This is a genomic window from Janthinobacterium sp. GW822-FHT07A03, assembly GCF_058798815.1.
In genome coordinates this window covers 770,028-792,665 of record NZ_JBXAKW010000001.1, presented here as the reverse complement: position 1 = coordinate 792,665, position 22,638 = coordinate 770,028, and the positions used below count along the sequence as shown (strand labels likewise).

At 62.5% G+C, this 22,638-nt stretch carries 22 protein-coding genes; 10 read left to right on the top strand and 12 right to left on the bottom strand.

Annotation, left to right across the window (positions count from 1 at the left end; genetic code table 11):
• Positions 1-10: 10 nt before the first annotated feature.
• The 3 genes from plsX to AC1RJW_RS03655 all read right to left on the bottom strand — a co-directional run bounded on the left by plsX (position 11) and on the right by AC1RJW_RS03655 (position 2,209).
• Positions 11-1,078: a phosphate acyltransferase PlsX gene (gene plsX / locus AC1RJW_RS03665; protein ID WP_035820253.1), complete on the bottom strand. Its 1,068-nt coding sequence runs from the start codon at positions 1,076-1,078 to the stop codon at positions 11-13.
• Positions 1,079-1,288: 210 nt separating this feature from the next.
• Positions 1,289-1,471 (bottom strand): 50S ribosomal protein L32, encoded by a 183-nt coding sequence (gene rpmF, locus AC1RJW_RS03660; RefSeq protein WP_034749653.1) that lies wholly within the window; start codon positions 1,469-1,471, stop codon positions 1,289-1,291.
• A 240-nt stretch (positions 1,472-1,711) separates the two neighbouring features.
• Complete coding sequence (locus tag AC1RJW_RS03655) at positions 1,712-2,209, bottom strand: YceD family protein (protein ID WP_493044201.1); 498 nt, start codon at positions 2,207-2,209, stop codon at positions 1,712-1,714.
• 234 nt (positions 2,210-2,443) lie between these two features.
• Here AC1RJW_RS03655 and AC1RJW_RS03650 point away from each other — a divergent pair, with 234 nt between their 5' ends.
• Together AC1RJW_RS03650 and AC1RJW_RS03645 are read left to right on the top strand one after the other, a co-directional pair.
• On the top strand, positions 2,444-3,052 hold the full coding sequence (locus AC1RJW_RS03650; protein ID WP_493043518.1) for a Maf-like protein: 609 nt from the start codon (positions 2,444-2,446) through the stop codon (positions 3,050-3,052).
• Between the two features lie 18 nt (positions 3,053-3,070).
• A complete protein-coding gene (locus AC1RJW_RS03645; protein ID WP_493043516.1) occupies positions 3,071-3,820 on the top strand; it encodes an SAM-dependent methyltransferase in 750 nt (249 codons plus the stop codon).
• A gap of 81 nt (positions 3,821-3,901) precedes the next feature.
• On the opposite strand, the gene AC1RJW_RS03640 is transcribed toward AC1RJW_RS03645, so the two are convergent.
• Complete coding sequence (locus AC1RJW_RS03640) at positions 3,902-4,819, bottom strand: 23S rRNA (adenine(2030)-N(6))-methyltransferase RlmJ (protein ID WP_092714677.1); 918 nt, start codon at positions 4,817-4,819, stop codon at positions 3,902-3,904.
• A 276-nt stretch (positions 4,820-5,095) separates the two neighbouring features.
• On the opposite strand from AC1RJW_RS03640, the gene AC1RJW_RS03635 reads away from it, so the two are divergent.
• Complete coding sequence (locus AC1RJW_RS03635) at positions 5,096-5,524, top strand: thioredoxin family protein (RefSeq protein WP_493043514.1); 429 nt, start codon at positions 5,096-5,098, stop codon at positions 5,522-5,524.
• Positions 5,525-5,655: 131 nt separating this feature from the next.
• Here AC1RJW_RS03635 and AC1RJW_RS03630 read toward each other — a convergent pair whose 3' ends face one another.
• Both AC1RJW_RS03630 and AC1RJW_RS03625 read right to left on the bottom strand, forming a co-directional pair.
• On the bottom strand, positions 5,656-7,929 hold the full coding sequence (locus AC1RJW_RS03630; protein ID WP_493043512.1) for a xanthine dehydrogenase family protein molybdopterin-binding subunit: 2,274 nt from the start codon (positions 7,927-7,929) through the stop codon (positions 5,656-5,658).
• A gap of 10 nt (positions 7,930-7,939) precedes the next feature.
• Positions 7,940-11,077, bottom strand: a complete 3,138-nt coding sequence (locus AC1RJW_RS03625; protein ID WP_493043510.1) for a sensor domain-containing protein — start codon at positions 11,075-11,077, stop codon at positions 7,940-7,942.
• 260 nt (positions 11,078-11,337) lie between these two features.
• On the opposite strand from AC1RJW_RS03625, the gene AC1RJW_RS03620 reads away from it, so the two are divergent.
• Positions 11,338-11,844, top strand: a complete 507-nt coding sequence (locus tag AC1RJW_RS03620; RefSeq protein WP_493043508.1) for a DUF1993 domain-containing protein — start codon at positions 11,338-11,340, stop codon at positions 11,842-11,844.
• 166 nt (positions 11,845-12,010) lie between these two features.
• Here the strand turns inward: AC1RJW_RS03620 and AC1RJW_RS03615 are convergent, their stop codons facing one another.
• A complete protein-coding gene (locus AC1RJW_RS03615; protein ID WP_493043506.1) occupies positions 12,011-12,205 on the bottom strand; it encodes a DUF1289 domain-containing protein in 195 nt (64 codons plus the stop codon).
• On the bottom strand, positions 12,205-12,777 hold the full coding sequence (locus AC1RJW_RS03610; RefSeq protein ID WP_493043504.1) for a DUF1415 domain-containing protein: 573 nt from the start codon (positions 12,775-12,777) through the stop codon (positions 12,205-12,207). The genes AC1RJW_RS03615 and AC1RJW_RS03610 overlap by 1 nt, the downstream gene beginning before the upstream one ends.
• Before the next feature lie 339 nt (positions 12,778-13,116).
• Here AC1RJW_RS03610 and AC1RJW_RS03605 point away from each other — a divergent pair, with 339 nt between their 5' ends.
• The 3 genes from AC1RJW_RS03605 to AC1RJW_RS03595 all read left to right on the top strand — a co-directional run bounded on the left by AC1RJW_RS03605 (position 13,117) and on the right by AC1RJW_RS03595 (position 17,326).
• Positions 13,117-14,529, top strand: coding sequence for a transglycosylase SLT domain-containing protein (locus tag AC1RJW_RS03605; protein ID WP_493043502.1), 1,413 nt, complete (start codon positions 13,117-13,119; stop codon positions 14,527-14,529).
• Positions 14,530-14,628: 99 nt separating this feature from the next.
• Positions 14,629-15,417 (top strand): enoyl-ACP reductase FabI, encoded by a 789-nt coding sequence (gene fabI / locus AC1RJW_RS03600; protein WP_070311433.1) that lies wholly within the window; start codon positions 14,629-14,631, stop codon positions 15,415-15,417.
• 502 nt (positions 15,418-15,919) lie between these two features.
• On the top strand, positions 15,920-17,326 hold the full coding sequence (locus AC1RJW_RS03595) for a DEAD/DEAH box helicase (protein WP_035820280.1): 1,407 nt from the start codon (positions 15,920-15,922) through the stop codon (positions 17,324-17,326).
• Positions 17,327-17,414: 88 nt separating this feature from the next.
• Here AC1RJW_RS03595 and AC1RJW_RS03590 read toward each other — a convergent pair whose 3' ends face one another.
• The 4 genes from AC1RJW_RS03590 to AC1RJW_RS03575 form a co-directional block, all read right to left on the bottom strand.
• Complete coding sequence (locus AC1RJW_RS03590) at positions 17,415-17,873, bottom strand: acyl-CoA thioesterase (protein WP_034750191.1); 459 nt, start codon at positions 17,871-17,873, stop codon at positions 17,415-17,417.
• Between the two features lie 83 nt (positions 17,874-17,956).
• Positions 17,957-18,325, bottom strand: a complete 369-nt coding sequence (locus tag AC1RJW_RS03585; RefSeq protein WP_493043499.1) for a hypothetical protein — start codon at positions 18,323-18,325, stop codon at positions 17,957-17,959.
• Between the two features lie 129 nt (positions 18,326-18,454).
• Complete coding sequence (locus AC1RJW_RS03580; RefSeq protein WP_170840448.1) at positions 18,455-18,592, bottom strand: hypothetical protein; 138 nt, start codon at positions 18,590-18,592, stop codon at positions 18,455-18,457.
• Positions 18,593-18,813: 221 nt separating this feature from the next.
• Positions 18,814-18,987 (bottom strand): hypothetical protein, encoded by a 174-nt coding sequence (locus tag AC1RJW_RS03575; protein WP_493043497.1) that lies wholly within the window; start codon positions 18,985-18,987, stop codon positions 18,814-18,816.
• 165 nt (positions 18,988-19,152) lie between these two features.
• On the opposite strand from AC1RJW_RS03575, the gene AC1RJW_RS03570 reads away from it, so the two are divergent.
• The 3 genes from AC1RJW_RS03570 to AC1RJW_RS03560 all read left to right on the top strand — a co-directional run bounded on the left by AC1RJW_RS03570 (position 19,153) and on the right by AC1RJW_RS03560 (position 22,631).
• Positions 19,153-20,361: a glycosyltransferase gene (locus tag AC1RJW_RS03570; protein ID WP_493043496.1), complete on the top strand. Its 1,209-nt coding sequence runs from the start codon at positions 19,153-19,155 to the stop codon at positions 20,359-20,361.
• Positions 20,362-20,549: 188 nt separating this feature from the next.
• Complete coding sequence (locus tag AC1RJW_RS03565; protein ID WP_493043494.1) at positions 20,550-21,530, top strand: EDSAP-1 family PEP-CTERM protein; 981 nt, start codon at positions 20,550-20,552, stop codon at positions 21,528-21,530.
• A gap of 108 nt (positions 21,531-21,638) precedes the next feature.
• Positions 21,639-22,631: an EDSAP-1 family PEP-CTERM protein gene (locus AC1RJW_RS03560; RefSeq protein WP_493043492.1), complete on the top strand. Its 993-nt coding sequence runs from the start codon at positions 21,639-21,641 to the stop codon at positions 22,629-22,631.
• Positions 22,632-22,638: the final 7 nt, after the last annotated feature.

Genomic DNA, 22,638 nt, shown 5'->3' with positions numbered 1-22,638 from the left:
TACCCGTCCACTAAATGGTAGAGCTTGTTGATGTAGGTTCGTCCGGTACTGGCGTGCGCGGCATCAGCTCGGCGATCAGGCTGGCCAGGTGCGCTTGCACGTCATTTTTTGCCGCATCAAAGGCGCGGCGCAAGGCCCATTCGAAGGAATAGGCATCGGCGCTGCCATGGCTCTTGAAGACGAGACCACGCAAGCCCAGCAGGCTGGCGCCGTTGTAACGCGAAGGATTCAAGCGGTTGCCGATGGCTTTCAGGGCCCCGCGGGCGATCAGCGCGCCCAGCATGGTAATCGGATTGCGCTTGAATTCGGAAGTGAGCACGTCTTTCATGAAGCGCGCCAGGCCTTCGATGGCTTTCAGGGTGACGTTGCCGACAAAACCGTCGCAGACGACGATATCGGTCGTGCCCTTGAAAATATCGTTGCCTTCCACGTTGCCGTAGAAGTTCAGCGCGCCACGCTCGTGGTCGGCCTGCAGCAGCTTCGAGGTGAGCTTCACCACTTCATTGCCCTTGATGTCTTCCGTGCCCACGTTCAGCAAGCCGATCGTGGGACGTTCGATGCCTTCCATGGCGGACACGAGCACGGAACCCATGATGGCGAACTGGTGCAAGTGATGCGGTTCGCAATCGACGTTGGCGCCCAGGTCCAGCATGTAGGTGGGACCGTTCTTTTGATTCGGCAAGATGCTGCAGATGGCCGGGCGGTCGACGCCGGACATGGTTTTCAATACATAGCGCGACACAGCCATCAGGGCTGCCGTATTACCGGCGGAGACGGAGGCTTGCGCCACGCCGCTCTTGACCTGTTCGATGGCCACGCGCATGGAGGAATCCTTCTTGCGGCGCAGGGCCACTTCCAGGGGATCGTCCATGGTAACTTGTTCGGAGGCATGCAATACCGACAGGCGCGGATGCGTGTCGGCTTTATGTTTTTTCAGTTCGGCACGAATCACGTCTTCCAATCCAACAAGGATCAGTTCGGCTTCAGGCTCATGTTTTACGAAGGAAATTGCTGCGGGGATAGTGACTGAGGGACCGTGATCTCCGCCCATGCAGTCGATAGAAATTTTGATTGTCATTTGTGTTGATTCAATACCGCTGCGGGCGTGCGGCAAGATGTGAATCGGACTGGAGCATATGCAGGGCGCAGCATGTCATGCACCGCCTGAGCAAGCCTGATTCAAAATGACGGGTGCGCAAGATGAATTGCAGCCGATAAAAAAGAAGAAGCGGCGCCACGCCGAATAACCACGCAACACCGCTTTCATCTTACCCAACAAAAACGTCGATTACTCGTCGTTTTTGGTCTTCAACACTTTACGGCCACGATAGAAGCCGTTAGGGCTGATATGGTGACGCATGTGTGTTTCGCCGGTAACTGGCTCGACGCTCAATTGCGGCGCGACCAGGAAGTCGTGCGAACGGTGCATGCCGCGCTTGGAAGGGGTTTTCTTGTTCTGTTGAACTGCCATGATGACTCCTAATACATAAGTTCTAAAATTTTAGCACATTCGATTAGCAAATACATGCGAATCGAGTATCCCAGCGGCAAAGACTACCCGAAAACAGTCCGGACCGACATCGTTTATTACAATTACATTTCACTACACTTGCCATACTCGATTACTACACGCGTTTGACACGTTCTTCAAGCGGGACCTCACAAACCTACGGTTTTTGAGGCCCTCTACAAACTACCACTACTACTTAACTTATTCTGGCTTCAAGTCTTTCAGTGCCGCAAACGGCGACTTCTTTTCAGTCTTGAGAGCATCAAGCTGCGCCGTATCGGGGCAGACATCGTGTTTGGGTACCTGCGGCAGGGCCAGCAAGGCTTCATCTTCGATCAGGGCCGCGGCATCCATGCTGCGGCTGCCGACGATCACGTCGATCGATTCATCGTTGATGATTTCTTCGATCTCGTCCGCGTGCTCGTCATCCTTGCCCAGCATCAGAACAGTCGAAGAATCAATTGCGTAAGCATACGGAGTCAGGCAGCGCTGGCAAACCAGCTGAACGGTGCCGTTGACCGACAAGGTCAGTTGCGGGTAGCCCAGCTTGCTGGTGCCGCCAACGATCTTCCAGGCGATCTCGCCGGAACTATCTGCACAATCCTTGGTCAACCGGGTCATTTCAGCGACAGGAGTTACACCCTCGCGGCTCCCGCTGATACGACAAAAATCAAAGGCGTCGATCACAAAAGCATTCATTGGTAGAAAATTTCCCCGGAAAACCTGCGATAATAACAGGGTTTTTAGCACCGAGTCAAAGCCTAAGCATCTTTTTTGACGTAATGATTGCCGTATTCGTGATAAGCGCAGTTATAAACTCATCAACACCGTCATGCCGCATGGAGCCTCAGTTATGGGCTTCGCGCCCTGGAACCACGTGAAATTCCGCTGACATTGACCAGCGCGGCCATGCCGGCCGCCATCCACTACCGAATGATACCAACTTCCGCCCCATTGCGCTTGATTCTTGCATCGAGTTCGACCTACCGCAAGGAATTGCTGGAACGCCTGCGCCTGCCTTTCGAGGTGGCCGTGCCTGATCTCGACGAAAGCCCCCTGCCAGGCGAAAGCCCCAGCGCCACGGCCCTGCGCCTGGCCCAGGCCAAGGCGCAGGCCGTGCTCGACCGCTATCCTGGCAGCCTCGTCATCGGCTCCGATCAGGTCGCCACCCTGGACGGCGCGCAGATCGGCAAGCCCGGCAGCCATGACTACGCCCTGCGCCAGCTGCAAACCATGCGCGGACGCGAGACCGTGTTCCACACGGCACTGTGCCTGCTCGACGGGCGCCAGACCCCGGCCTTGGCGCAGGTGGAAGATATCCAGACCCTCGTCACCGTGCGCGACTTGCCCGATGCCGAGCTGGACGCCTACCTGCGCATCGAGCAGCCGTACGACTGCGCCGGCAGCGCCAAGAACGAAGGCCTGGGCATCGCCCTGCTCGAACGCATCGACAGCACCGACCCGACCGCCCTCACCGGCTTGCCGCTGATCGCCCTCACCGGCATGCTGCGCAAGGCGGGCGTGGCATTTTTCACCCTTTAATTTCCCCACAAGAAGAATATGACCGGCACCCTGTACCTGATCCCCAACCACCTCGGCCTGTCCGACGGCGCCATCGACCCGCTGGCCCGCATCATTCCCGAGCAGGTGCGGCACCTCACCTCGCAGCTCGATTATTTCGTTGCTGAAAATGCCAAGACGGCGCGCGCCTTCCTGAAATTGATCGGCAACCAGCATCCGCTGGCCAGGCCGCTGCAGGAAATCACGATTTCCGAACTCAACGTCAATACCCCGGCGCAAGCGCTGGCCGGCTTGCTGGCACCGCTGCTGGCGGGACGCGATGCGGGCCTCGTGTCGGAAGCGGGCGTGCCCGCCGTGGCCGACCCCGGCGCCGACCTGGTGCGCCTGGCACATCAGCACGGCATCAAGGTGCGCCCGCTGGTGGGGCCGTCGTCGATCCTGCTGGCCGTGATGGCCAGCGGCTTGAACGGCCAGAGCTTCGCCTTCAACGGCTACCTGCCCACGGATGCGGCCCTGCGCGCCAAGCGCATCAAGGAACTGGAAAGCCGTTCGCGCAATGAAAAGCAGACCCAGCTCTTCATCGAAACACCCTACCGCAACGCCGCCATGCTCGAAGCGCTGGTAGCCCAATGCGCGCCATCGACCCTGATCTGCGTCGCCACCAACCTGAGCCTGGACACGGAAAGCGTGCAGACGTGGAATGGCGGACAGTGGAAGAAACAATTGGCCGCGGGCAAGGCGCCGGACTTCCACAAGAAACCCACCGTGTTCTTGCTGCTGGGACAGTAATCCCTCGCCAGCCAATAAAAAACGCCACGGTCGACTGCACCGTGGCGTTTTTTTATTGCCGCACTACCAAGCAGAGCATGACTACACCCTTCTGGTGCCCGTATTTTTCTGTCCGCCCTTGCCCGTTTCCAGCACAAACTTCGCGCCATCGTCGCGGCCCAGTACCTTCACCAGGTAGGGCATGACTTCGCGCAACATCGGCTCCAGGGTGTACGGCGGGTTCAAGATGAACATGCCGCTGCTGTGCAAGCCGAAGCCGTCCGGCGACGGCGTGTTGACGGTCAGGGTCACGTGCAGCCAGTCCGAGCTGGGCAGTTGCTTGAGCTTGTCGGCGAACTGGCGCGATTCCATGCGCTGCAGCACCGGGTACCAGACGGCATACATGCCCGACGGGAAGCGCACGAGCGCGTCGGCCAGGGTGTCCTTGACCTTGCGGTAATCCATCTTGTCTTCGTATGGCGGGTCGATCAGCACCAGCGCGCGGCGCGATGGCGGCGGCAGCAGGGCTTTCAGGCTCTGGAAGCCGTCCGCCTTGGTGATGAGCACGCGCTTGCCGCGCACGGTCGGACGCTCGCCCTGGGCCAGCGCATGCGCCTCGACCTTGCGGAAGTTGTCAGCCAGAATCTTGGCATCGGCGGGATGCAGCTCGAACAGGCGCAAACGGTCTTGCTCGCGGCTGACCTTGTCGGCGCAATACGGCGAACCCGGGTAGTAGCGCATCTTGCCGCTCGGATTCATTTCCTTGATCAGCTTCATGTACTCAGCCAGCGAGGCCGGCCAGTCCGTGCGGTCCCACAGGGGCGCGATGCCCGTTTCGTACTCGGCATTTTTCGAGGCATAACCGCCGTCGAGCGCATACACGCCCGCGCCGGAGTGGGTATCGATATAACTATAGGCGGTATCTTTTTGATTCAGATATTGCAACAACTGAATCTGCACATAATGTTTCAACACATCGGCGTGATTACCCGCGTGAAAGGCGTGGCGGTAACTCAACATAAGCTGGCTAATTCCATAATAAAAATAAACAAAGGCGGGAGCGCTGACACCGGGCAGGGCATGAGAACAGACTGGAGGGGTCAGGCTGCGGGGCCAGGAAACAGCATGGACCAGCGTAATCAGCGCGCAATTATCAGCATTATCCACCAGAAAGGTGTATTACATCAAAAAACACCCATAAACAAGCTCATGCATTCTCGGGACTGAGGGGGCCGGGCGCGGTAGAATACGCGCATCGGGCGCCCCGCGCCCATCAGCCTACTAATATATACAGCCATGCACAGCCTGACCCTCACGACCGATAACCGCGCCGACGTCGCGGCAGCCCTGGCCGGCCCGCGCTGGACGGTGGCTTGCCTGTGCGCGCTGTGGTGCGGCACTTGCGGCAGCTACCGCGCCACGTTCGAGGAACTGGCCGCGCGCCACCCGGATACGGTCTTTGTCTGGATCGACATCGAAGACCAGGCCGATGTGGTGGGCGACCTCGACATCGACAACTTCCCCACCCTGCTGATCCAGCGCGAGGACAACGTGGCCTTCTTCGGCACCGTGCTGCCCGACGGCGGCCTGGCGCAACGCATGGTGCAGGCGCAGCAGGCGCTCAGCGCCGAGGAACTGGCGGCGCTGGCCAGCAGCACGCAGGAACGGCGCGACTGGCAGCGCGACTGCAATCTGCGCAACTTGCTGGCCGCCACCCTGGCCTAGAACACCCGACAAAACCTACTGCGCGTCGCGATTTGCGGCCTCCGATGCTCACTGTGCATCCGCACAGCTCCGCTTCTCAGCCACAACTCACTGCCGCTCGCTACGGTTTTGTTAGGTGTTCTTAATAAACTTTACCCCAGGCGCAGCGGCAGGCTGCGCAGCCGTTTCCCCGTCAAGCTGAACACGGCGTTGGCCACGGCCGGCGCAATCGGCGGCGTGCCCGGCTCGCCCACGCCTTCCGGATGCTCGGCGCTGGCGATGATGATGGTTTCCACCTCGGGCGTTTGCCCCATGCGCAGCACGGGATAGTCGTGGAAGTTGCTCTGCTCGACTTTGCCATCGTTGAAGGTGATCTCGCCGCCCAGCGCCGCCGACAGGCCGAACAGCACGGCCGACTCCATCTGCTGGGCGATGATGTTCGGATTGACGGCGATGCCGCAATCGATGGCGCACACTACGCGCTGCACGCGGATCTCGCCGTTTTCCACCGATACCTGCGCCACTTGCGCGACGATGCTGCCGAACGACTGGTGCAGGGCCACGCCATGCGCATGGCCCGGTGGCGGGCTGCCCGCCTTGGCCACTGCCGCATCGAGCACGGCCAGGTGGCGCGGATGCTTCGTCAACATGGCGCGGCGGAAGGCGATGCCGTCCTGCCCCGCCGCGTGCGCCAGTTCATCGATAAAACTTTCCTTGAAGAAAGCGTTGTGCGAATGCCCCACGGAGCGCCAGTAACCGACCGGCACGGCACTGTCGGCGATCACGTGGGCGATGCGCTGGTTGGCGATTTCATACGGCATGTCGAATTCGCCTTCGGCCGTGGTCTTGTCCGGCCCCGCACCGGGCAAGCCGAAATTACGCTGCAAAAACTGGTGCGTGATGGAGCCGCTGACGGATTTATTGTCCCAGGAAACGATGCGGCCGTGCTCGTCAAGGCGGGCCGCAAAGCGGGCCAGCGCGGCGGGGCGGTACATATCGTGTGCCGTGTCCTGTTCGCGCGTCCACACCAGTTGCACGGGAGCGCCATTGCACTGCAGCGCGATGGCCACGGCTTGCGCGACCATGTCCACTTCCAGGCGGCGGCCGAAACCGCCACCGAGCAGCAGCACCTCGATGGCCACATCCTTCGCATCTACGCCGGCCACCTTCGCCGCCACGTCGACGGCGATGCCGGGCGCCTGCGTCGACACCCACAGCATCACCTTGCCATTTTTCACCTGCGCGGTGCAGTTGACGGGTTCCATGGCGGCGTGCGCGAGGAAGGGCGCGCGGTATTCGGCCTTGACGCTGCGCAAACCCTGCACGGCTTTACTCTCCACCTCGCCGCTGGCGTGGTAGGCATAACCCGCTTCGGTGTCCAGCAGGCGGGCAAATTCCGCATACACGCCGGCGCTGGACAAGTTCGCTTGCGGCCCCGCCTTCCACTGCGTCGGCAAGGCGGCGGCCGCCTGTCTGGCGCGCCACCAGGTGTCGGCCACCACGGCGGCACAAGACACGCTGCGCTGGGCCAGCTGCGGCGTCAGGTCCACCACCTTTTTAACGCCGGGCATGGCCAGGATGGGCGCCGCATCGAACGCGGCCAAGACATCCCCCAGGCGCGGCGGCAGATGCAGGGCCGCGTACAGCATGCCGGGCGGGCGCGCATCGATGCCAAAACGCGCGCTGCCGTTGACTTTGGACGGCGTGTCGCGGCGCGGCGCCGGCTGGCCGATCAGTTTGAAATCCTTGGGCGACTTCAGCACGGGCGTGCCCGGATCGATGGCGGCGGCGCGCTGCGCCAGGCTGGCGTAGCTGGCACGGCGGCCGTCCGGGTGGAGCACGTCGCCATTTTCCGTGCGGCATTGCGCAGCCGGCACCTGCCACTGCGCGGCGGCGGCTTGCAGCAGCATGGCGCGCGCGCAGGCGCCGGCCTCGCGCATCGGGCCCCAGCCATCCTTCACGCTGGACGAGCCGCCCGTGACGATCACGCCCAGTTCGCGCGCCGCCTTGGCCACCGTCCACTGCGCCAGCGCCTTCAGCCGGCCCTGGTCGTCCGGATGGAACGGCAGGCTGTCCTTGAGCATGGCCACATTGCCGAAGATTTTATCCATGGGCGCCTGGATCAATTTGACGCTGCTCAAAGGCACGTCGAGTTCCTCGGCCACCAGCATGGGCAAGGCCGTGTGCACGCCCTGCCCCATCTCGCTGCGCGGCATGGCCAGCAGCACCGTGCCGTCCGATTGAATCGCCAGCCAGCCGTTCAGGGCCACGGCGCCATCGTGCAGCGGCAGCGGCGCGCTGCCGTGCAGGCGCTGGCGCGGCGGCAGCACGCCCCAGCCCAGCACTAGGGCGCCCACGCCGGCCACGCCGAGGCCCAGGCCGCCGAGCAGGAAACGGCGGCGCGACGTGTTTTTTTCTCCGGCCATGGGATACCCTTTAATTGGTTAGTGGTCGATCCTGCGGGTCGATCCAGCGCTCCAGCATATCCTGTGCCAGCACCGGACGGCTATAAAAATATCCTTGCGCCAGCTTGCAGCCATGGCGCAGCAGGAAGGCGGCCTGCTCTTCCGTCTCCACGCCTTCGGCGATCACGGACAATTGCATGCTCTTGCCCAGCTGGATGATGGCAATCGCAATCGCCTCGTCGTTGACGTCCGTCGAGATATCCTTGATGAAGGAGCGGTCGATCTTCAGGGTCTGCACGGGCAGCTGTTTCAGATACGCGAGCGAGGAATAGCCGGTGCCGAAGTCGTCGATGGCCAGGCCCACGCCGATCGCGTGCAGATCGTTGATGAAACCCAAGGCGTCGCCCGTGTTCATGATCACCGATTCCGTCACTTCCAGCTGCAGCCGCTGCGGCTCCAGGCCCGTTTCCTTCAGGATATCGGCCACCATGCCGGCGATGCTGCCCCGCTCGAATTGCTTGACGGACAGGTTGACGGCCATCTTCGGCACGTGCAAGCCCTGCGCCTGCCAGCGCATCATCTGGCGGCACGCTTCGTCGAGCACCCATTTGCCCAGCTGGTTGATGAAACCGCTGTCCTCGGCCAGCGGGATGAAGCGCGCCGGCGGCACCAGGCCCAGCTCCGGGTGGTTCCAGCGCACCAGCGCCTCGACGCCGACCAGGCGGCCCGTGTCGATTTCCACCTGCGGCTGGTAATTCAGGAACATCTCGTTCTTTTCCAGCGAACGGCGCAGGAAGGTTTCCAGGCGCAGGCGCTCGACGCCTTCGCCCGTCATCGACGGCGCATAGAAGCGGTAGCCGTTGCGCCCGCGCGCCTTGGCCTGGTACATGGCCACGTCGGCGTTGCGGATCAGCATGTTCAAGTCCAGCGCATCGTCCGGATACAGGCTGATGCCCACGCTGCAGGTGACGAACAGCTCGTGGTCGGCCACCGTAAATGGCTGGTCGAACATGGTCATCAGCTTTTCCGCCACCTGCGTCGCGCCATACTCGCCGTCTACGCCCTCGAGCAGCACGATGAACTCGTCGCCGCCCAGGCGCGCCAGGGTATCGCCTTCGCGCAGGCGGGCCGCCAGCTGGCCGGCCACCTTTTGCAGCAATTCATCGCCCACATGGTGGCCCAGCGTGTCGTTGACATTCTTGAAACGGTCCAGGTCGATGAACAGCACGGCCAGCTGCTCCTGGTCGCGCGCGGCGCGCAGCAGGGCGTGCTGCAGGCGGTCGTGGAACAGCAGGCGGTTCGGCAGCGCCGTCAGCGGGTCGTGGTGCGCCATGTGGTCGAGCTTTTCCTGCGACTCCTTGATCAGCGTGATATCGCTGAACACGCCCACGTAATGCGTGGTGTCGGCGCGCGCGTCGCGCACGGCGCTGATGGTCAGCCACTCCAGGTAGACTTCGCCGTTCTTGCGCTGGTGCCAGATTTCGCCGCGCCAGAAGCCGCTGGACTTCAGCTCGTTCCACATGGCCTCGTAAAATGCCGCGTCATGGCGCGCCGAGCGGTTCAGCGACGAATGCCGGCCCAGCGCCTCCGCTTCGCTGTAGCCCGTGATCTGCGTGAAGGCGGGATTGACGGTGACGATGATGCCGCTGGCATCGACCACCATCACGCCGTCGGCGATGTGTTCCAGCACGGTGGCCGACAGGCGCAGCTTTTCCTCCGCTTCCTTGCGCGCCGTGATATCGGCATACACCCAGATGCTGCCTTCGTTCGGGCGCAGCGGATCGAGCGCGCAGCCGCTGACGAGCGCCCAGAACAGGCTGCCGTCGCGGCGCTTGTACTGGCGCTCCTCGCTGAAGTCCGCGCCCGTCGCCAGGGCCGGATACTGGCGCTCGCCCGCCTCCTCGAAGTCATACGAGGTCATGAACACGATGGCGGTCGAACTGCCCGTCATCTCGGCGTGGCCGTAGCCGAACAGCTCCTCGCAGCGCCGGTTGACGGAAATGATGCGGCGGTGGCGCACGAACATCACGCCGAACATCACGTTGTCGAGAATGGCGCTCTGCTCCGTGAGCAGCGCTTCGATGCGCATCTCGTGGTGCTTGCGCTGGCTGATGTCGGCAATGATGCCGTCGACCCAGATGACGCCCTGCTCGCCCGCCTGCGGCTGGCCATTCTCGGCCACCCAGCGCTCGATGCCGAAAGCGTCGACGATGCGGTATTCCAGCGCATACGGCCGCACGTCGGCCACCGCCTGGCGCACGGCGCGGCGGTGCTCGCGGCGGTCTTCCGGGCAGATCAGGTCGGCCCAGGCATGCGTGGTGCCGCGCATGAACTGGCGCGCCGAATAGCCGGAAATCTCTTCGATGGCATCGCTGACGAAATCGATGGGGCCGTCGGGCCGGTAGCGGAAGACGGCGCCCGGCACCTGCGTGACGATGGTGCGGAAACGTTCTTCGCGCTGGCCCACGTCCTCGAACAGCTGGCCGATGGCCGCGCGCATTTGCTCGAGCTGGGCCGTCAGGCGCCCCAGCTCGTCATTGCTGTGCGAGGCCAGGGGCGTGTCGAAATCGCCGTGCGACAGGCGGTCGGAAAAGCGCGTCAGGCGGCGCAAGGGTTTCAGCAGGCGGCGGTTCAGGAACAGCACGATCAGCGCCATCGACACGGCCAGCTGCGCGCCCAGCACGAAAATATACGACACCTGCTTTTCGCGCAGCTCCTGCTGGCTGCGCGCGTCGTCCATCTCGACGACGATGTGGCCGATGCGTTCGCCGCGCACGAGGATATCGCGTTCGGCGCGGTACAGATTGCCCACGGGCCGCTGCGGCGCCTGCAGGCGGATGAATTCCGTGTCGCCCTGCCCCAGCACCTTCACCAGCAGCACGGCGCGGTCGCGCATCACCGACTCGACCAGCGAATGGGCCGATTCCGCATTCATGTTCCACAGCGACTCCTGCATGCCCAGCGCCAGGATGTCGGCATTGCGCTGCAAGGCTTCGTTCAGGCTGGTGCGCGCCGACTGGCGTTCATGCACGCCGACCAGCACATAGCTGCCGAAGATGGCGGGCACGACCAGGCCGCCAAACACCACCAGCAGCAGGGCGCCATAGATAGACGAGCCGTACAGCACGCGCAGGCTGGCGCGCAGGCGCTGATAAGGTGAATTAAACATGCGGCAACAGGGCAACAGGGATCAGGCGGGCGATCATCGAACTTTACGGGGAATCTGGGTGATAAGGCGGGAAGAAACTTTTTCAGGAGCAATTATGCATGCAAAAAGCGGGGAAAGTCACCAATAAACACGCGCCAGCGGCGACCTCATGCCATATACACAGGGTGGAAAAACCACACGCCAGCCCGCGCGCCCGGCCGGCGCCAGCAGAAAAGCGCGCAGCTTGCTATCATCGCGCCACTTTACCTAGAGGAACTACCATGACCTTCTCCATCTACTCCGCTTCCATCCCCGTCTTCAAACAGATCCTGGGCAGCCTGGCCGCCATCCTGGACAAGGCGGAAACGCACGCGCAAGACAAGAAAATCGACCCGAACGCCCTGCTGCAATTCCGTTTGTTCCCGGACATGCTGCCGTTCGTGCGCCAGATCCAGATCGCCACCGACTTCGCCAAGGGCTGCGGCGCGCGCCTGGCCGGCGTGCCCGTGCCGCCGTATGAAGACAGCGAACAGAGCTTTGCGGAACTGAAAGCGCGCATCGTGAAAACCATCGCCTTCCTGGAAAGCCTGCCGCAAGCGGACATCGACGGCAGCGAAACGCGCGCCATCACCACCGGCAGCGGCGAAAAGACCAAGCATTTCACGGGCCAGACCTATCTGTTCCACTACGCACTGCCGCACTTCTTCTTCCACGCGACGACGGCGTACGACATCCTGCGCCATAACGGCATTGAAGTGGGCAAGAAGGACTTTATCGGCAGTTACTGAGACGCATAAGCAAATCTACTGCGCGGCGCGCTTTGCGGCCTGCGATGCTCGCCGTACTTGAGTACGGCTGCGCTTCTTAGCCACAAATCATCGCCGCTCGCTACGATTTGCTTAAGCGTCGACGCTTTAGAGTAATACCGCTTGATATTGCTCTATTGCGTCGCTATCAAGTATTCCGGCGCGGATACCCTTGCGAAAGAATCCGCACCCACACCACTTCCTTCTCCTCGTCCGTCATCGACACCCAGTGGGCCACTTCCACCACGGTGCGGCCGCAGCCGCGGCAGATTTCATCGAAGGTCGTCGAGCACACGGCCACGCAGGGCGTATCTGGACGCGGCGGCAATTCCTTGTCCGCCATCAAGACACCTTCGGCAAGCCGAGTTTTTCCCAGCCTTCGACGCCCAGGGCTTCCAAAGTGGCAATATTCTTGTCGAAGATTTCGGACGCTTCCGGGAACGCCTCGACGGCGCGCTCGATGCTGTCTTCGCGCAGCAGGTGCAGCGTCGGGTAGGGCGAACGGTTGGTGTAGTTGCTGATGTCGTCCTCGAACGTCTCGGCAAACTGGTAGTTCGGGTGGAAACTGGCCACCTGCAGTTCGCCGGCCAGGTGCATGTCTTCCACGGCCGCGTCGGCCACGTCGAGAAATTCGTTGTAGTCGAGGAAATCGTTCAGGGTGTACGGGTGGATCAGCAGGGTCGTGTCGATCTGCTCGGGGTCCGTGTCGGCCAGGGTTTGCAGCTCGTCCATCAGCATCGCCAGCAGATCTTCCGGGTTCTCCGACTCGCACACGACATAGCGGATCTGCTTCTTGACGTGCACGGCCTTGGCGAACGGGCACAGGTTCAGGCCGATCACGGCCTTTTCCAGCCAGGCAACGGTATTGGCGATGATGACGGCGTTGTCGTCGTCGTGGCGCGGCGGGGTGTTCATATACTTGACTCTCTATCAATAAGGCGGCCGGCAGCCGAATGGCCGGCCAAAGCCAAATTGTACGCACTCTTTGCGCAGTCTCATACCGGACGGCTGCCAGCCTTGCGCCAGACTCCTCGCCATGTATGCTATAACAGCGGCCGAATCACGCATTGGGCAAATTAAATTTGCAATAATGACAGCATTTGCGAATGGAAACCCAGCCGTTTCCTGCTTATTGCCGCTTATTTCCTGTCATCATGCTGACATAATTCTTGACTCCGGCATGTGGATATACGTACACTCGCAGCTTGATCATGGGTCTGTCCGATGTTTCTCCGACGACAACAATGGAACACTATGCACGAAAACTCCTTTAAATCTACCGTCCTGGCGGCGTTGGCCCTGGCGCTTGCGCCCGCCCTCAGCCAGGCGTACGAAGCCGGTGTTGAGAGCGATAACGCGCCAGTCGCCGCCACCACGCCGGCCTTGATCCCGATGACCGCCCAGGTCACGGCGAAACTCCCCACCCTCGACAACCGCCTGCAAAAGACCGACCGTCTGCTGAAAAACCTCAGCGACAATTCCGATCCGCTGCGCGAAGCCGACGTCTGGGGCCGCATCCGCAGCGGCTATGCGATTCCCGACATCAATAACCAGCTGGTGGCCAACCACGTCAACTGGTACGCCACCCGCCCCGACTACATCGCCCGCACCACGGCGCGCGCCTCGCGCTACATCTTCCACGTGGTACAGGAACTGGAAAAGCGCGGCATGCCGACGGAACTGGCCTTGCTGCCGTTCATCGAGTCCGCCTTCAACCCGCAAGCGTTCTCCAGCGCCAATGCGGCCGGCATGTGGCAGTTCGTGCCCGCCACGGGGCGCGATTTCAACCTCAAGCAAAACATGTTCAAGGACGAGCGCCGCGGCGTGCTGGCCTCGACCGATGCGGCCCTGACGTATTTGCAGCGCCTGTATGACATGTTTGGCGACTGGCAACTGGCCCTGGCCGCCTACAACTGGGGCGAAGGCTCGGTGCAGCGCGCCATCAAGAAAAACCAGGCGCTGGGCAAGCCGACCGACTTCGAAAGCCTGGCCGACCTGATGCCGGCCGAAACGCGCAACTACGTGCCGAAATTGCAAGCGGTAAAGAACATCATCGCCAATCCGGCCCAGTTCGGCCTGACCCTGCCCGTGGTCGACAACCAGCCCTACTTCACGGCCATCGACAAGACCAGCGACATCGACATCACCGTCGCCGCCCAGCTGGCCGAACTGTCGATGGATGAATTCAAGGCCTTGAATCCGCAATTTAACCGCCCCGTCATCATCGGCGGCGAAAAGACCAAGATTCTGTTGCCGCAGGAAAACGCCGCCAAGTTCACCACCAACCTGGCGCAATGGGGCCATGCCTTGTCGAGCTGGACCACGCACAAGATCACCAATGCGCGCGAACGCATCGAAACGCTGGCGTCGAAATTCGGCACCACGGCCGACGTGCTGCGCCAGGCCAACAACATTCCCCAGCGCACCAGCCTGCGCGCCGGTTCCACCATCCTCGTGCCGAAAACCTCGGCCACGATGAACAACGACATCACCCAGGAAATCGCCGACAGCGCCACCATGCTGCTGGAAGCGGACCGTCCTGAACGGGCCGCCAAAGCACTGCGCCGCGCCGCCAAGGGCGGCAAGGTGCAGGCCGCGCCAATTTCCCTGGTGAAACCACGCATCCAGCGCGGCGGCGGTAACAACCGCGCCAAAGCCCGTCATTGACCGCCTGATCCGTATCGATACACGCCACCGGCCGCCACAGCTTTGCTGTCGCGGCCGGTTGTACATCCGCCCGACCCACCACCCCAGACAGGAGTCGTCATGGCTTTCTTGCAAGGCAAAAAAATCCTCATCACGGGCTTGCTGTCGAACCGTTCCATCGCCTATGGCATCGCCAAGGCTTGCCACCGCGAAGGCGCCACCCTCGCCTTCACGTATGTGGGCGAGCGCTTCAAGGAGCGCATCACGGAATTTGCGGCCGAATTCGGCAGCGAACTGGTGTTCGACTGCGACGTGTCCAGCGATGAACAGATCAGCGCTGTCTTCCGCGACCTGGCGCAGCACTGGGAACATTTGGATGGCCTCGTGCACGCCATCGGTTTTGCGCCGCGCGAGGCGATCGCGGGCGACTTCCTCGACGGCCTGTCGCGCGACAGCTTCCGCATCGCGCACGACATTTCCGCCTACAGCTTTCCCGCCATGGCCAAGGCCGCCCTGCCCCTGCTGCATCCGGGCGCGTCGGTCCTGACCCTGACCTACCTGGGCGCCGTGCGCGCCGTGCCCTACTACAACACCATGGGCCTGGCCAAGGCGTCGCTGGAAGCGTCCGTGCGCTACCTGGCCGAATCGCTGGGCCCGCGCGGCATCCGCGCCAACGGCATCTCCGCCGGCCCCATCAAGACCCTGGCCGCCTCCGGCATCAAGGATTTCAGCAAGCTGCTGGGCTTTGTGGCCGAGCACGCCCCGCTGCGCCGCAACGTCACCATCGAGGAAGTCGGCAACACGGCCGCCTTCCTGCTGTCCGACCTGGCGTCGGGCATCACGGGCGAGATTACCTACGTCGATGGCGGTTTTTCGCAAGTGATGGCCGTCAATCCCGAAGTGGAGTAATGCGGTGACGTGTGCCGACCTGGCGGCATGCCAAGGGAATGTATCAGCTGGAGTCCGGCCTGCACGGCAGGCGCCGCCGCTGCCCGCCGACATCGTGGCCATGCTCAACTAAACGGGCGAAAGCTACGTATTTCTACTGATTTCAGATAGGAAACATCTGCAAAACGTGGTAGCAGTTGCGTTACTTCCCCGTTTCTTCCCATTTAGGCCGTGCAAAACGGCGGCAAATACGGTATAGTGTCGTTGTGCGCTGCAATATGTTCCCTTGAAGCGATGGCAACACCGCAGTCATGCACTACAAACTTAGCAGCTTCGCAAGCCTTAGCGCATCCACAGGATGCCGCTTATAAAGCCCTCCCGCCTTGTGTGTCGCACCTGACACCGTCCCGGCGCAAAGCTTTTGTGCCGAAATTTCTTTCTAGTTGAGTCATTTCGTTTTGGTTGGCGTTGCTATTTTGCGTTCTGCTTTTTGCAAGAACGCTGATTTTTACGAAAGAAAAGAATGACATTTGAATCCTTAGGCCTGCATCCGTCCATCATCGCCGCTCTGACCGAATCGGGCTACACCGCGCCAACCGCGGTACAGTCGCAAGCGATTCCAGCCGCGATCGAAGGCCGTGACCTGCTGGTCTCGTCGCAGACCGGTTCGGGCAAGACGGCAGCTTTCATGCTGCCATCGCTGCACAAACTGGCCAGCGCCGAACAAAGCGCCGCCGGCAAGACGCCGAACCAGGAAATGCAAGCATCGCGCGCCCGCGGCGAGCGTCCACGTTTCAAGGCTGCCCAGCCAAAAATGCTGGTGCTGACGCCAACGCGCGAACTGGCCCTGCAAGTGACCACCAATACCGACAAGTACAGCACCGGCATCCGCCGCATCAAGGCTGTGTCGATCCTGGGCGGCATGCCTTACCCTAAACAGATGCAATTGCTGGCCAAGAATCCCGAGATTCTGGTCGCGACCCCTGGCCGCCTGATCGACCACATGGATTCGGGCAAGATCGACTTCTCGCAACTGGAAATCCTGGTGCTGGACGAAGCCGACCGCATGCTGGACATGGGTTTCATCGACGACATCGAAAAAATCGTGGAAGCGACGCCGGAAGGCCGTCAAACCATGCTGTTCTCGGCAACGCTGGATGGCGTGGTCGGCAACATGGCCCGCCGCATCACGAAAAACCCGCTGGTCATCCAGGTGGCAAGCTCGAGCAACAAGCATGAAAACATCACGCAGCGCGTCCACTTCGTCGACGATCTGTCGCACAAGAATCGCCTGCTGGACCACCTGCTGCGCGACGAATCGCTGGACCAGGCTGTTGTGTTTACCGCCACCAAGCGTGACGCCGACACCATCGCCGACCGTCTGAACATCGCCGGTTTCTCGGCTGCCGCCTTGCACGGCGACATGCATCAGGGCGCGCGTAACCGCACCCTGGACGGCATGCGCCGCGGCCAGGTCAAGGTGCTGGTTGCCACCGACGTTGCCGCCCGCGGCATCGACGTGCCAACGATCACCCACGTGTTCAACTACGATCTGCCGAAGTTCCCGGAAGACTACGTCCACCGCATCGGCCGTACCGGCCGCGCTGGCCGCAATGGCCTGGCCATCTCGCTGGTGAACCACGCTGAAGGCATGAACGTCAAGCGCATCGAACGCTTCACCAAGCAATTGATCCCGGTCAATGTCATCGAAGGTTTCGAGCCGAAGAAAACGGCATCGGCACCACGTTCGAGCGCCCGTCCAGGCGGCTGGAAACCAGGCGACAACCGTGGCGGCGCGAAGCCGGGCCAACGCACGTTCAGCAAGCCGGGCGCACCACGCAAGGACGGCGCACCGAGCACCGGCGGCGGCTACAAGGGTTCCAACCCGCGCAGCACCGACGGCGCACGCCGCAGCTACGGCGACCGTTAATCACGGCGCCATGCCGCCAGCAGGCGGCAGGCAATAAAAAAACGGCCACCAGAGCGATCTGGCGGCCGTTTTTTTATGCCGATTGCGTTTACTTCTTCGACACCTTCTGGCGCGACAGCTTGCGCAGCTTGGCTTGCTCGAAGCGCGCATGCTGCTCCGGCGTCTCGAGCACCAGCGGCGGCACGGCCACCGGCTTGCGGTTGGCGTCCACGGCCACCATCGTGAAATAGCAGCTGTTGGCGTGGCGTACCAGGCGCTGCTGGATGTTTTCCGTCACCACGCGGATACCCACTTCCATCGACGTCGTGCCCGTGTAATTGATCGAGGCCAGGAACGTCACCAGCTCGCCCACGTGGATAGGCTGCAGGAACATCACCTGGTCCACGGACAAAGTCACCACATAGCTGCCCGAATAGCGGCTGGCGCAGGCGTAGGCAACGCTGTCGAGATATTTCAGGATGGTGCCGCCGTGCACGTTGCCGGAAAAGTTGGCCATATCGGGCGTCATCAGGACCGTCATCGTCAGTTCGTGGGCCGACCAGTTCATCGCGCTGTCCAAAGTGTTCTCCAAGGGGAAATAATAGGGGGATGTGAAAACCGGCCCCAGGGGCCGGTTGCCGGGACAGGCTGTTACAGTCCCAGGGTGTCGATGTCGGCCAGCGATTCGCGGCCCTTGTCGGAAATGTCGTGGCCCTCGCCTTCGGCGCGCGCCACGATATGGGCTTTCTTGCCCAGGAAATACGCCACGTCCGAGTCCAGCTTGGTCAGCGGATCGGTCGCCACGGCGCGCAAGCCCATGATGCAGCGGCGCAGGAACAGCAGCTGTTGCGCTTTCTCGGTGATGGACAAACGGCCATCGCGTGCATAGCTGAGCAGCTTCAGGCCGGACAGGCGCTTGGCATTGCGGGCAACGCAGGCGCTCGGGCGCTCGGTCTTGATGCCGCGTGCAACTTGCTCCAGCGCGTCATATTCATCGGTTGTTAATTTCTCGTTCTTCATTACTTTTCCATAAAAGGCCAGGTGTTCGGCCCCCATGGTACGCGCCCCGCTGCGCATCGGCAACAGGCAACGTAAATCTGCCGCCGCCGGCCAGGCGGCCAGGCGGCTGAAACATGGACAAGACGGCGCTTATTTGTAGCTGCGCAGCAGCAACCAGGCCAGGCCGCAGCCAGCCACGGCGCCTGCCAGCGCCAGCGCCGCGAGGTTCTTGCTGGTGATCACAGGGCGACGGCCCAGGTAGATTTTGTTATGCAAGGAATTGCCCATGATGGTCTCCTGTACAAGAATTTTTATGATGTCTCATTATAAGAACAGAATCGTGACGGCCGCATGACACTCGGCGGTTCTCGCTTGATTTATATCCACTCGGCAACATTTATTGGCGTTTTTGTTGTTTAAATGGCGTGGCGATACCGCCGCGCATGGGTTCCATTTCCGACTGGAAATAAACCACACGGCGGCAGCTGACGCGGCCCACAGCCTGCCGTTTACCCCATCTTGACGGGCGGTGGCGGCGGCGTCGGCTCCTCGACCGGCACGGGGTCGATGTGCGGCGGCGGCTCCGGCGGCGGCGCGAGGGGATCGCCTTCCGGCGGTGGCGGCATATCGGGTTCGGGCGTGCTGTGCGCACGCAGCGGGGCAAGACGGAATTGTGGCTGCATGGTGGCCTCCTTTTGCCCCACTGTAGCCGATGCCGCAAATGCCCGGCGCCCGCCTGTGGCATGCCGAGGGAACTAAACGGCGTGGCGCCGCTCCAATTGGAGAGCATCCCCCACGGTACCAGTGCAAGCGATCCCCACACGATGGCGCGCAAGAAAATCTTATTCATGGCCGAGGCAGTGACCCTGGCCCATGTTGGCCGCCCCCTGAGCCTGGCCCAGGGCCTGGCCGAGGAAGAGTACGAGGTGCACTTTGCCTGCGCCGATGGGTATGACTTTTGTTTCAAGCAAGCCCCGTTCCGGCGCTGGCGCATCGACAGTATTTCGTCGCGGCAATTCCTGCAAGCGCTGGCCCACGGCAAGCCCGTCTACACGGAAAGCACGCTGCACGCGTACGTGGAAGACGACTTGCGCCTGCTCAATGCCGTCCAGCCCGATCTGGTGATCGGCGACTTCCGCCTGTCGCTGTCCGTCAGCGCGCGCCTGCAGCGCATTCCCTACATCACCATCAGCAACGCCTACTGGAGTCCGTGGGTGCGCCAGCACTACACGGTGCCCAGCCTGCCCCTGACCGGCATGCTGCCCATCTGGCTGGCCGATCCCCTGTTCCGCCTGATCCGCCCGCTGGCCTTCGCCTCGCACGCCGTGCCCCTGAACCGCGTGCGCCGCCGCCATGGCTTGCCCTCACTGGGCGGCGACCTGCGGCGCATCTACACGGATGCCGACCGCACCTTGTACGCGGATATTCCGCAACTGTTTCCGCCGCACGGCATGCCGCCCACGCACGACTACCTGGGTCCCGTCATCTGGGCGCCGCCGCTCGACTTGCCGGACTGGTGGCAGCGCCCGGAACTGAGCAGCGGACGCCCGATCATCTATGTCACCCTGGGCAGCTCGGGCCAGGGCCAGCTGCTGCCGCGCGTGCTGCGCGCGCTGGCGCCCCTGCCCGTCACCGTGCTGGCGGCCACGGCTGGCACCATCCGCGTCGATGCCGTGCCGCCGAATGCCTATGTCGCGCCCTTTCTGCCGGGCGACGCGGCCGCCCGCCGCGCCAGCCTGGTGATCTGCAACGGCGGCAGCCCCACCAGCCAGCAGGCGCTGACGGCAGGCGTGCCCGTCATCGGCATCGCCGGCAACCTCGATCAATTCCTCAACATGCACGGCATCGCGGGCGCCGGCGCCGGCCTGCTGCTGCGCGCCGACCGTTTCCAGGAAACCGCCCTGCGCCATGCCGCCACGCGCATGCTCGACGATGGCCGGGCCAGGCTGGCGGCGCGCCAGCTGGCCACGGCCATGCGCGAGTATGTGCCAGCGCAACGCCTGCTGCCCCATCTGCACGCCTTGCTGGGCCCCCTGCCGCAAGACGAGCAGCCTTGACCTGCAGCGTCGGTTTTTCTTACAACGCGTCCGACAACACCTGCAGCACGTCAACAAAAGCACGCCAAGTCATTGATTTCAAAAGAACCTCATGCGTTGGCATGGAAGTCGCTAGGTACTGGCCATGAGCACCTGCCGACAGGACTCAGGCAAGACTTCCAGACTCAATCAACCACGAGGTGAATGACATGAAACTTTCTAAACTGAAACTGCTCCCGGCGGTAGCAACACTGGCCATGCTGTGCGCGGCCGGCAGCGCACAAGCGGGCGCCTACGGCTACTCCTACAACAACATCTTCGGCCTGGTGATCGCCGTGCCGACGGGCCAGATCACGGTGGCCAACAGCACCACGATTTCGCGCAGCACGGCCACCCTGAACGGCGTGAGCGTCATCAACGGCGGCGCTGGCTCGCTCGACGCGCCGCGCGCCAACGTCGGCGCCGTGACCAAGGGCGAGAACGACTTCACGCAGCAAGGTCCATCGGGCAATTATTCGCGCGGCGATGCGCAGATCGTCAGCACGCAATTCCCCTCGTTCCCGCCCGGCTCCACCTCCACCCAGGCCGTCAACGTGGCCGAAGCCCACCTGGACGGGCCTGCCGGCACGGCCGACGCGTCCGGGCGCAACGGCTCGACGACGGGCTTTTCCGTCGATTTCGTCGTCGGCTCCCCCACGGCAACGCTGAGCTTTGACTTCCTGGCATCGCCCTTCATGCAAGTCTTCCTGCAAAGCACGGTGGGCGTGCTGTCCACGGCGACGGCCAACCTGGTAGTCACCTTCACCATCACCGATGCCAATGGCGCGACCGTCTTCAACTGGACGCCCGATGGCGTGGTCGGCTCGGGCATCTTCGGCGGCACGGAAAACACCGATGGCGCCAACCTGAACACCAGCCTGGCAACCAATTTCCTGACGCGCGGCAACCTGTTCACCTACGACCCTTCCGGCTGCGGCACGCCCACGGGCACGGGCGTGGGCACGGGCTGCGGCAGCAACTTCAGCTCCGTCAGCAATGCTTTAACGGCCGGCAACTACACCTTGACCTTGAATGCGGTGGAAAGCGTGGACCTGGTGAAACAGGCGGTGCCGGAACCTGGCACTCTGGCATTGCTGGGTCTGGGCCTGGCTGGCCTGGGCTATGCCCGCCGCCGCAAGATTGCCGCCTGAGCCGGGCAACAGGGGGGATTCACAGGCGAGGGAGTCTCCTCGCCTTTTTTATGTGGCAAGCCTGTCGGTTTTCCTTACAACGCGGCCGACCAGGAGATGAGGATTTTCATGACTACATTTTCTTGCACCCGGTTGCCAACGGTCCTGCTGGCCTTGCTGTTGCTGGCAGGCAGCGGCACTGCCGGCGCCGCCGCCTATGGCTATTCGTACACCAGCGTCTTCGGCCTGGTCATCAGCAATCCCACCGGCTCCACCGCCTTGATCAGCAACATCGACCTGTCGCGCACCACCGCCACGCTCAACGGCAGCAGCGTCATCCACGGCGGCAGCAACGAGATCGATGCGCCGCAAGCGACACGCGGCGCCGTCACCAAGGGGCAAAATGATTTTACGCAGCAAGGCATGGGCAATGCCTCGTATGCGCGCGGCGAGGCGCAGATCGTCACCTCGCAAATCCCGCCCTTTCCACCGGGCTCGACCAGTACGCACACGGTGAATGCGGCGGAAACCTTCCTCGCGGGCGGCGGCAGCGCCGATGCCTCGGGACGCAACGGTTCCAGCACCGCCATGGCCGTCAATTTCGTCGTCGGCCAACCGGGCGCCACCCTGGCGTTCGACTTCCAGGCCCTGCCCTACATGCAGCTGTACCTCGATGCCCTGGCCGGCACGGGCTCGGCGGCCACCACGAATATGGCGCTGACATTTACCATCGTCGATGAACATGGCCAGATCGTCTTCAACTGGGCACCCGACGGCAACCTGGGCTCCGGCATCCTGGGCGGCACCGAACTGGCCGACGCCGCCAGCCTCAATACGGGCTACGCGCAAACGCCGCTGACCAGCGGCAGCGTGTTCACCTACGATCCCAGCAACTGCGGCGCGCCCACGGGCACGGGCATCGGCACGACGTGCGGCGGGCAGTATGGCGCCGTCACGGACAACCTGGTGGCAGGCAGCTATACCCTGGTATTGAACATGCTGAACAGTTCCGAACTGGCGTATGTGCCGACGGTCACGCCGATGCCGCTACCGGGCACCTTGCCGCTGCTGGCCGCTGGCCTGGCAGCGCTGGCCAGCCTGGCGCCACGGCGGCGCCGCTGACGCGCAG

Excerpts from the sequence above, each read along its gene's own strand:
- AC1RJW_RS03645 (WP_493043516.1), top strand. The coding sequence starts at position 3,071 with ATGACCGGCACCCTGTACCTGATCCCCAACCACCTCGGCCTGTCCGAC.
- AC1RJW_RS03640 (WP_092714677.1), bottom strand. The coding sequence starts at position 4,819 with ATGTTGAGTTACCGCCACGCCTTTCACGCGGGTAATCACGCCGATGTG.
- AC1RJW_RS03585 (WP_493043499.1), bottom strand. The coding sequence starts at position 18,325 with ATGAAGAACGAGAAATTAACAACCGATGAATATGACGCGCTGGAGCAA.
- AC1RJW_RS03650 (WP_493043518.1), top strand. The coding sequence starts at position 2,444 with ATGATACCAACTTCCGCCCCATTGCGCTTGATTCTTGCATCGAGTTCG.
- AC1RJW_RS03615 (WP_493043506.1), bottom strand. The coding sequence starts at position 12,205 with ATGGCGGACAAGGAATTGCCGCCGCGTCCAGATACGCCCTGCGTGGCC.
- AC1RJW_RS03580 (WP_170840448.1), bottom strand. The coding sequence starts at position 18,592 with ATGGGCAATTCCTTGCATAACAAAATCTACCTGGGCCGTCGCCCTGTG.
- AC1RJW_RS03590 (WP_034750191.1), bottom strand. The coding sequence starts at position 17,873 with ATGAACTGGTCGGCCCACGAACTGACGATGACGGTCCTGATGACGCCC.
- AC1RJW_RS03635 (WP_493043514.1), top strand. The coding sequence starts at position 5,096 with ATGCACAGCCTGACCCTCACGACCGATAACCGCGCCGACGTCGCGGCA.
- AC1RJW_RS03610 (WP_493043504.1), bottom strand. The coding sequence starts at position 12,777 with ATGAACACCCCGCCGCGCCACGACGACGACAACGCCGTCATCATCGCC.
- AC1RJW_RS03595 (WP_035820280.1), top strand. The coding sequence starts at position 15,920 with ATGACATTTGAATCCTTAGGCCTGCATCCGTCCATCATCGCCGCTCTG.
- AC1RJW_RS03655 (WP_493044201.1), bottom strand. The coding sequence starts at position 2,209 with ATGAATGCTTTTGTGATCGACGCCTTTGATTTTTGTCGTATCAGCGGG.
- AC1RJW_RS03625 (WP_493043510.1), bottom strand. The coding sequence starts at position 11,077 with ATGTTTAATTCACCTTATCAGCGCCTGCGCGCCAGCCTGCGCGTGCTG.
- AC1RJW_RS03575 (WP_493043497.1), bottom strand. The coding sequence starts at position 18,987 with ATGCAGCCACAATTCCGTCTTGCCCCGCTGCGTGCGCACAGCACGCCC.
- AC1RJW_RS03605 (WP_493043502.1), top strand. The coding sequence starts at position 13,117 with ATGCACGAAAACTCCTTTAAATCTACCGTCCTGGCGGCGTTGGCCCTG.
- AC1RJW_RS03620 (WP_493043508.1), top strand. The coding sequence starts at position 11,338 with ATGACCTTCTCCATCTACTCCGCTTCCATCCCCGTCTTCAAACAGATC.
- fabI (WP_070311433.1), top strand. The coding sequence starts at position 14,629 with ATGGCTTTCTTGCAAGGCAAAAAAATCCTCATCACGGGCTTGCTGTCG.
- rpmF (WP_034749653.1), bottom strand. The coding sequence starts at position 1,471 with ATGGCAGTTCAACAGAACAAGAAAACCCCTTCCAAGCGCGGCATGCAC.
- plsX (WP_035820253.1), bottom strand. The coding sequence starts at position 1,078 with ATGACAATCAAAATTTCTATCGACTGCATGGGCGGAGATCACGGTCCC.
- AC1RJW_RS03560 (WP_493043492.1), top strand. The coding sequence starts at position 21,639 with ATGACTACATTTTCTTGCACCCGGTTGCCAACGGTCCTGCTGGCCTTG.
- AC1RJW_RS03565 (WP_493043494.1), top strand. The coding sequence starts at position 20,550 with ATGAAACTTTCTAAACTGAAACTGCTCCCGGCGGTAGCAACACTGGCC.
- AC1RJW_RS03570 (WP_493043496.1), top strand. The coding sequence starts at position 19,153 with ATGGCCGAGGCAGTGACCCTGGCCCATGTTGGCCGCCCCCTGAGCCTG.
- AC1RJW_RS03630 (WP_493043512.1), bottom strand. The coding sequence starts at position 7,929 with ATGGCCGGAGAAAAAAACACGTCGCGCCGCCGTTTCCTGCTCGGCGGC.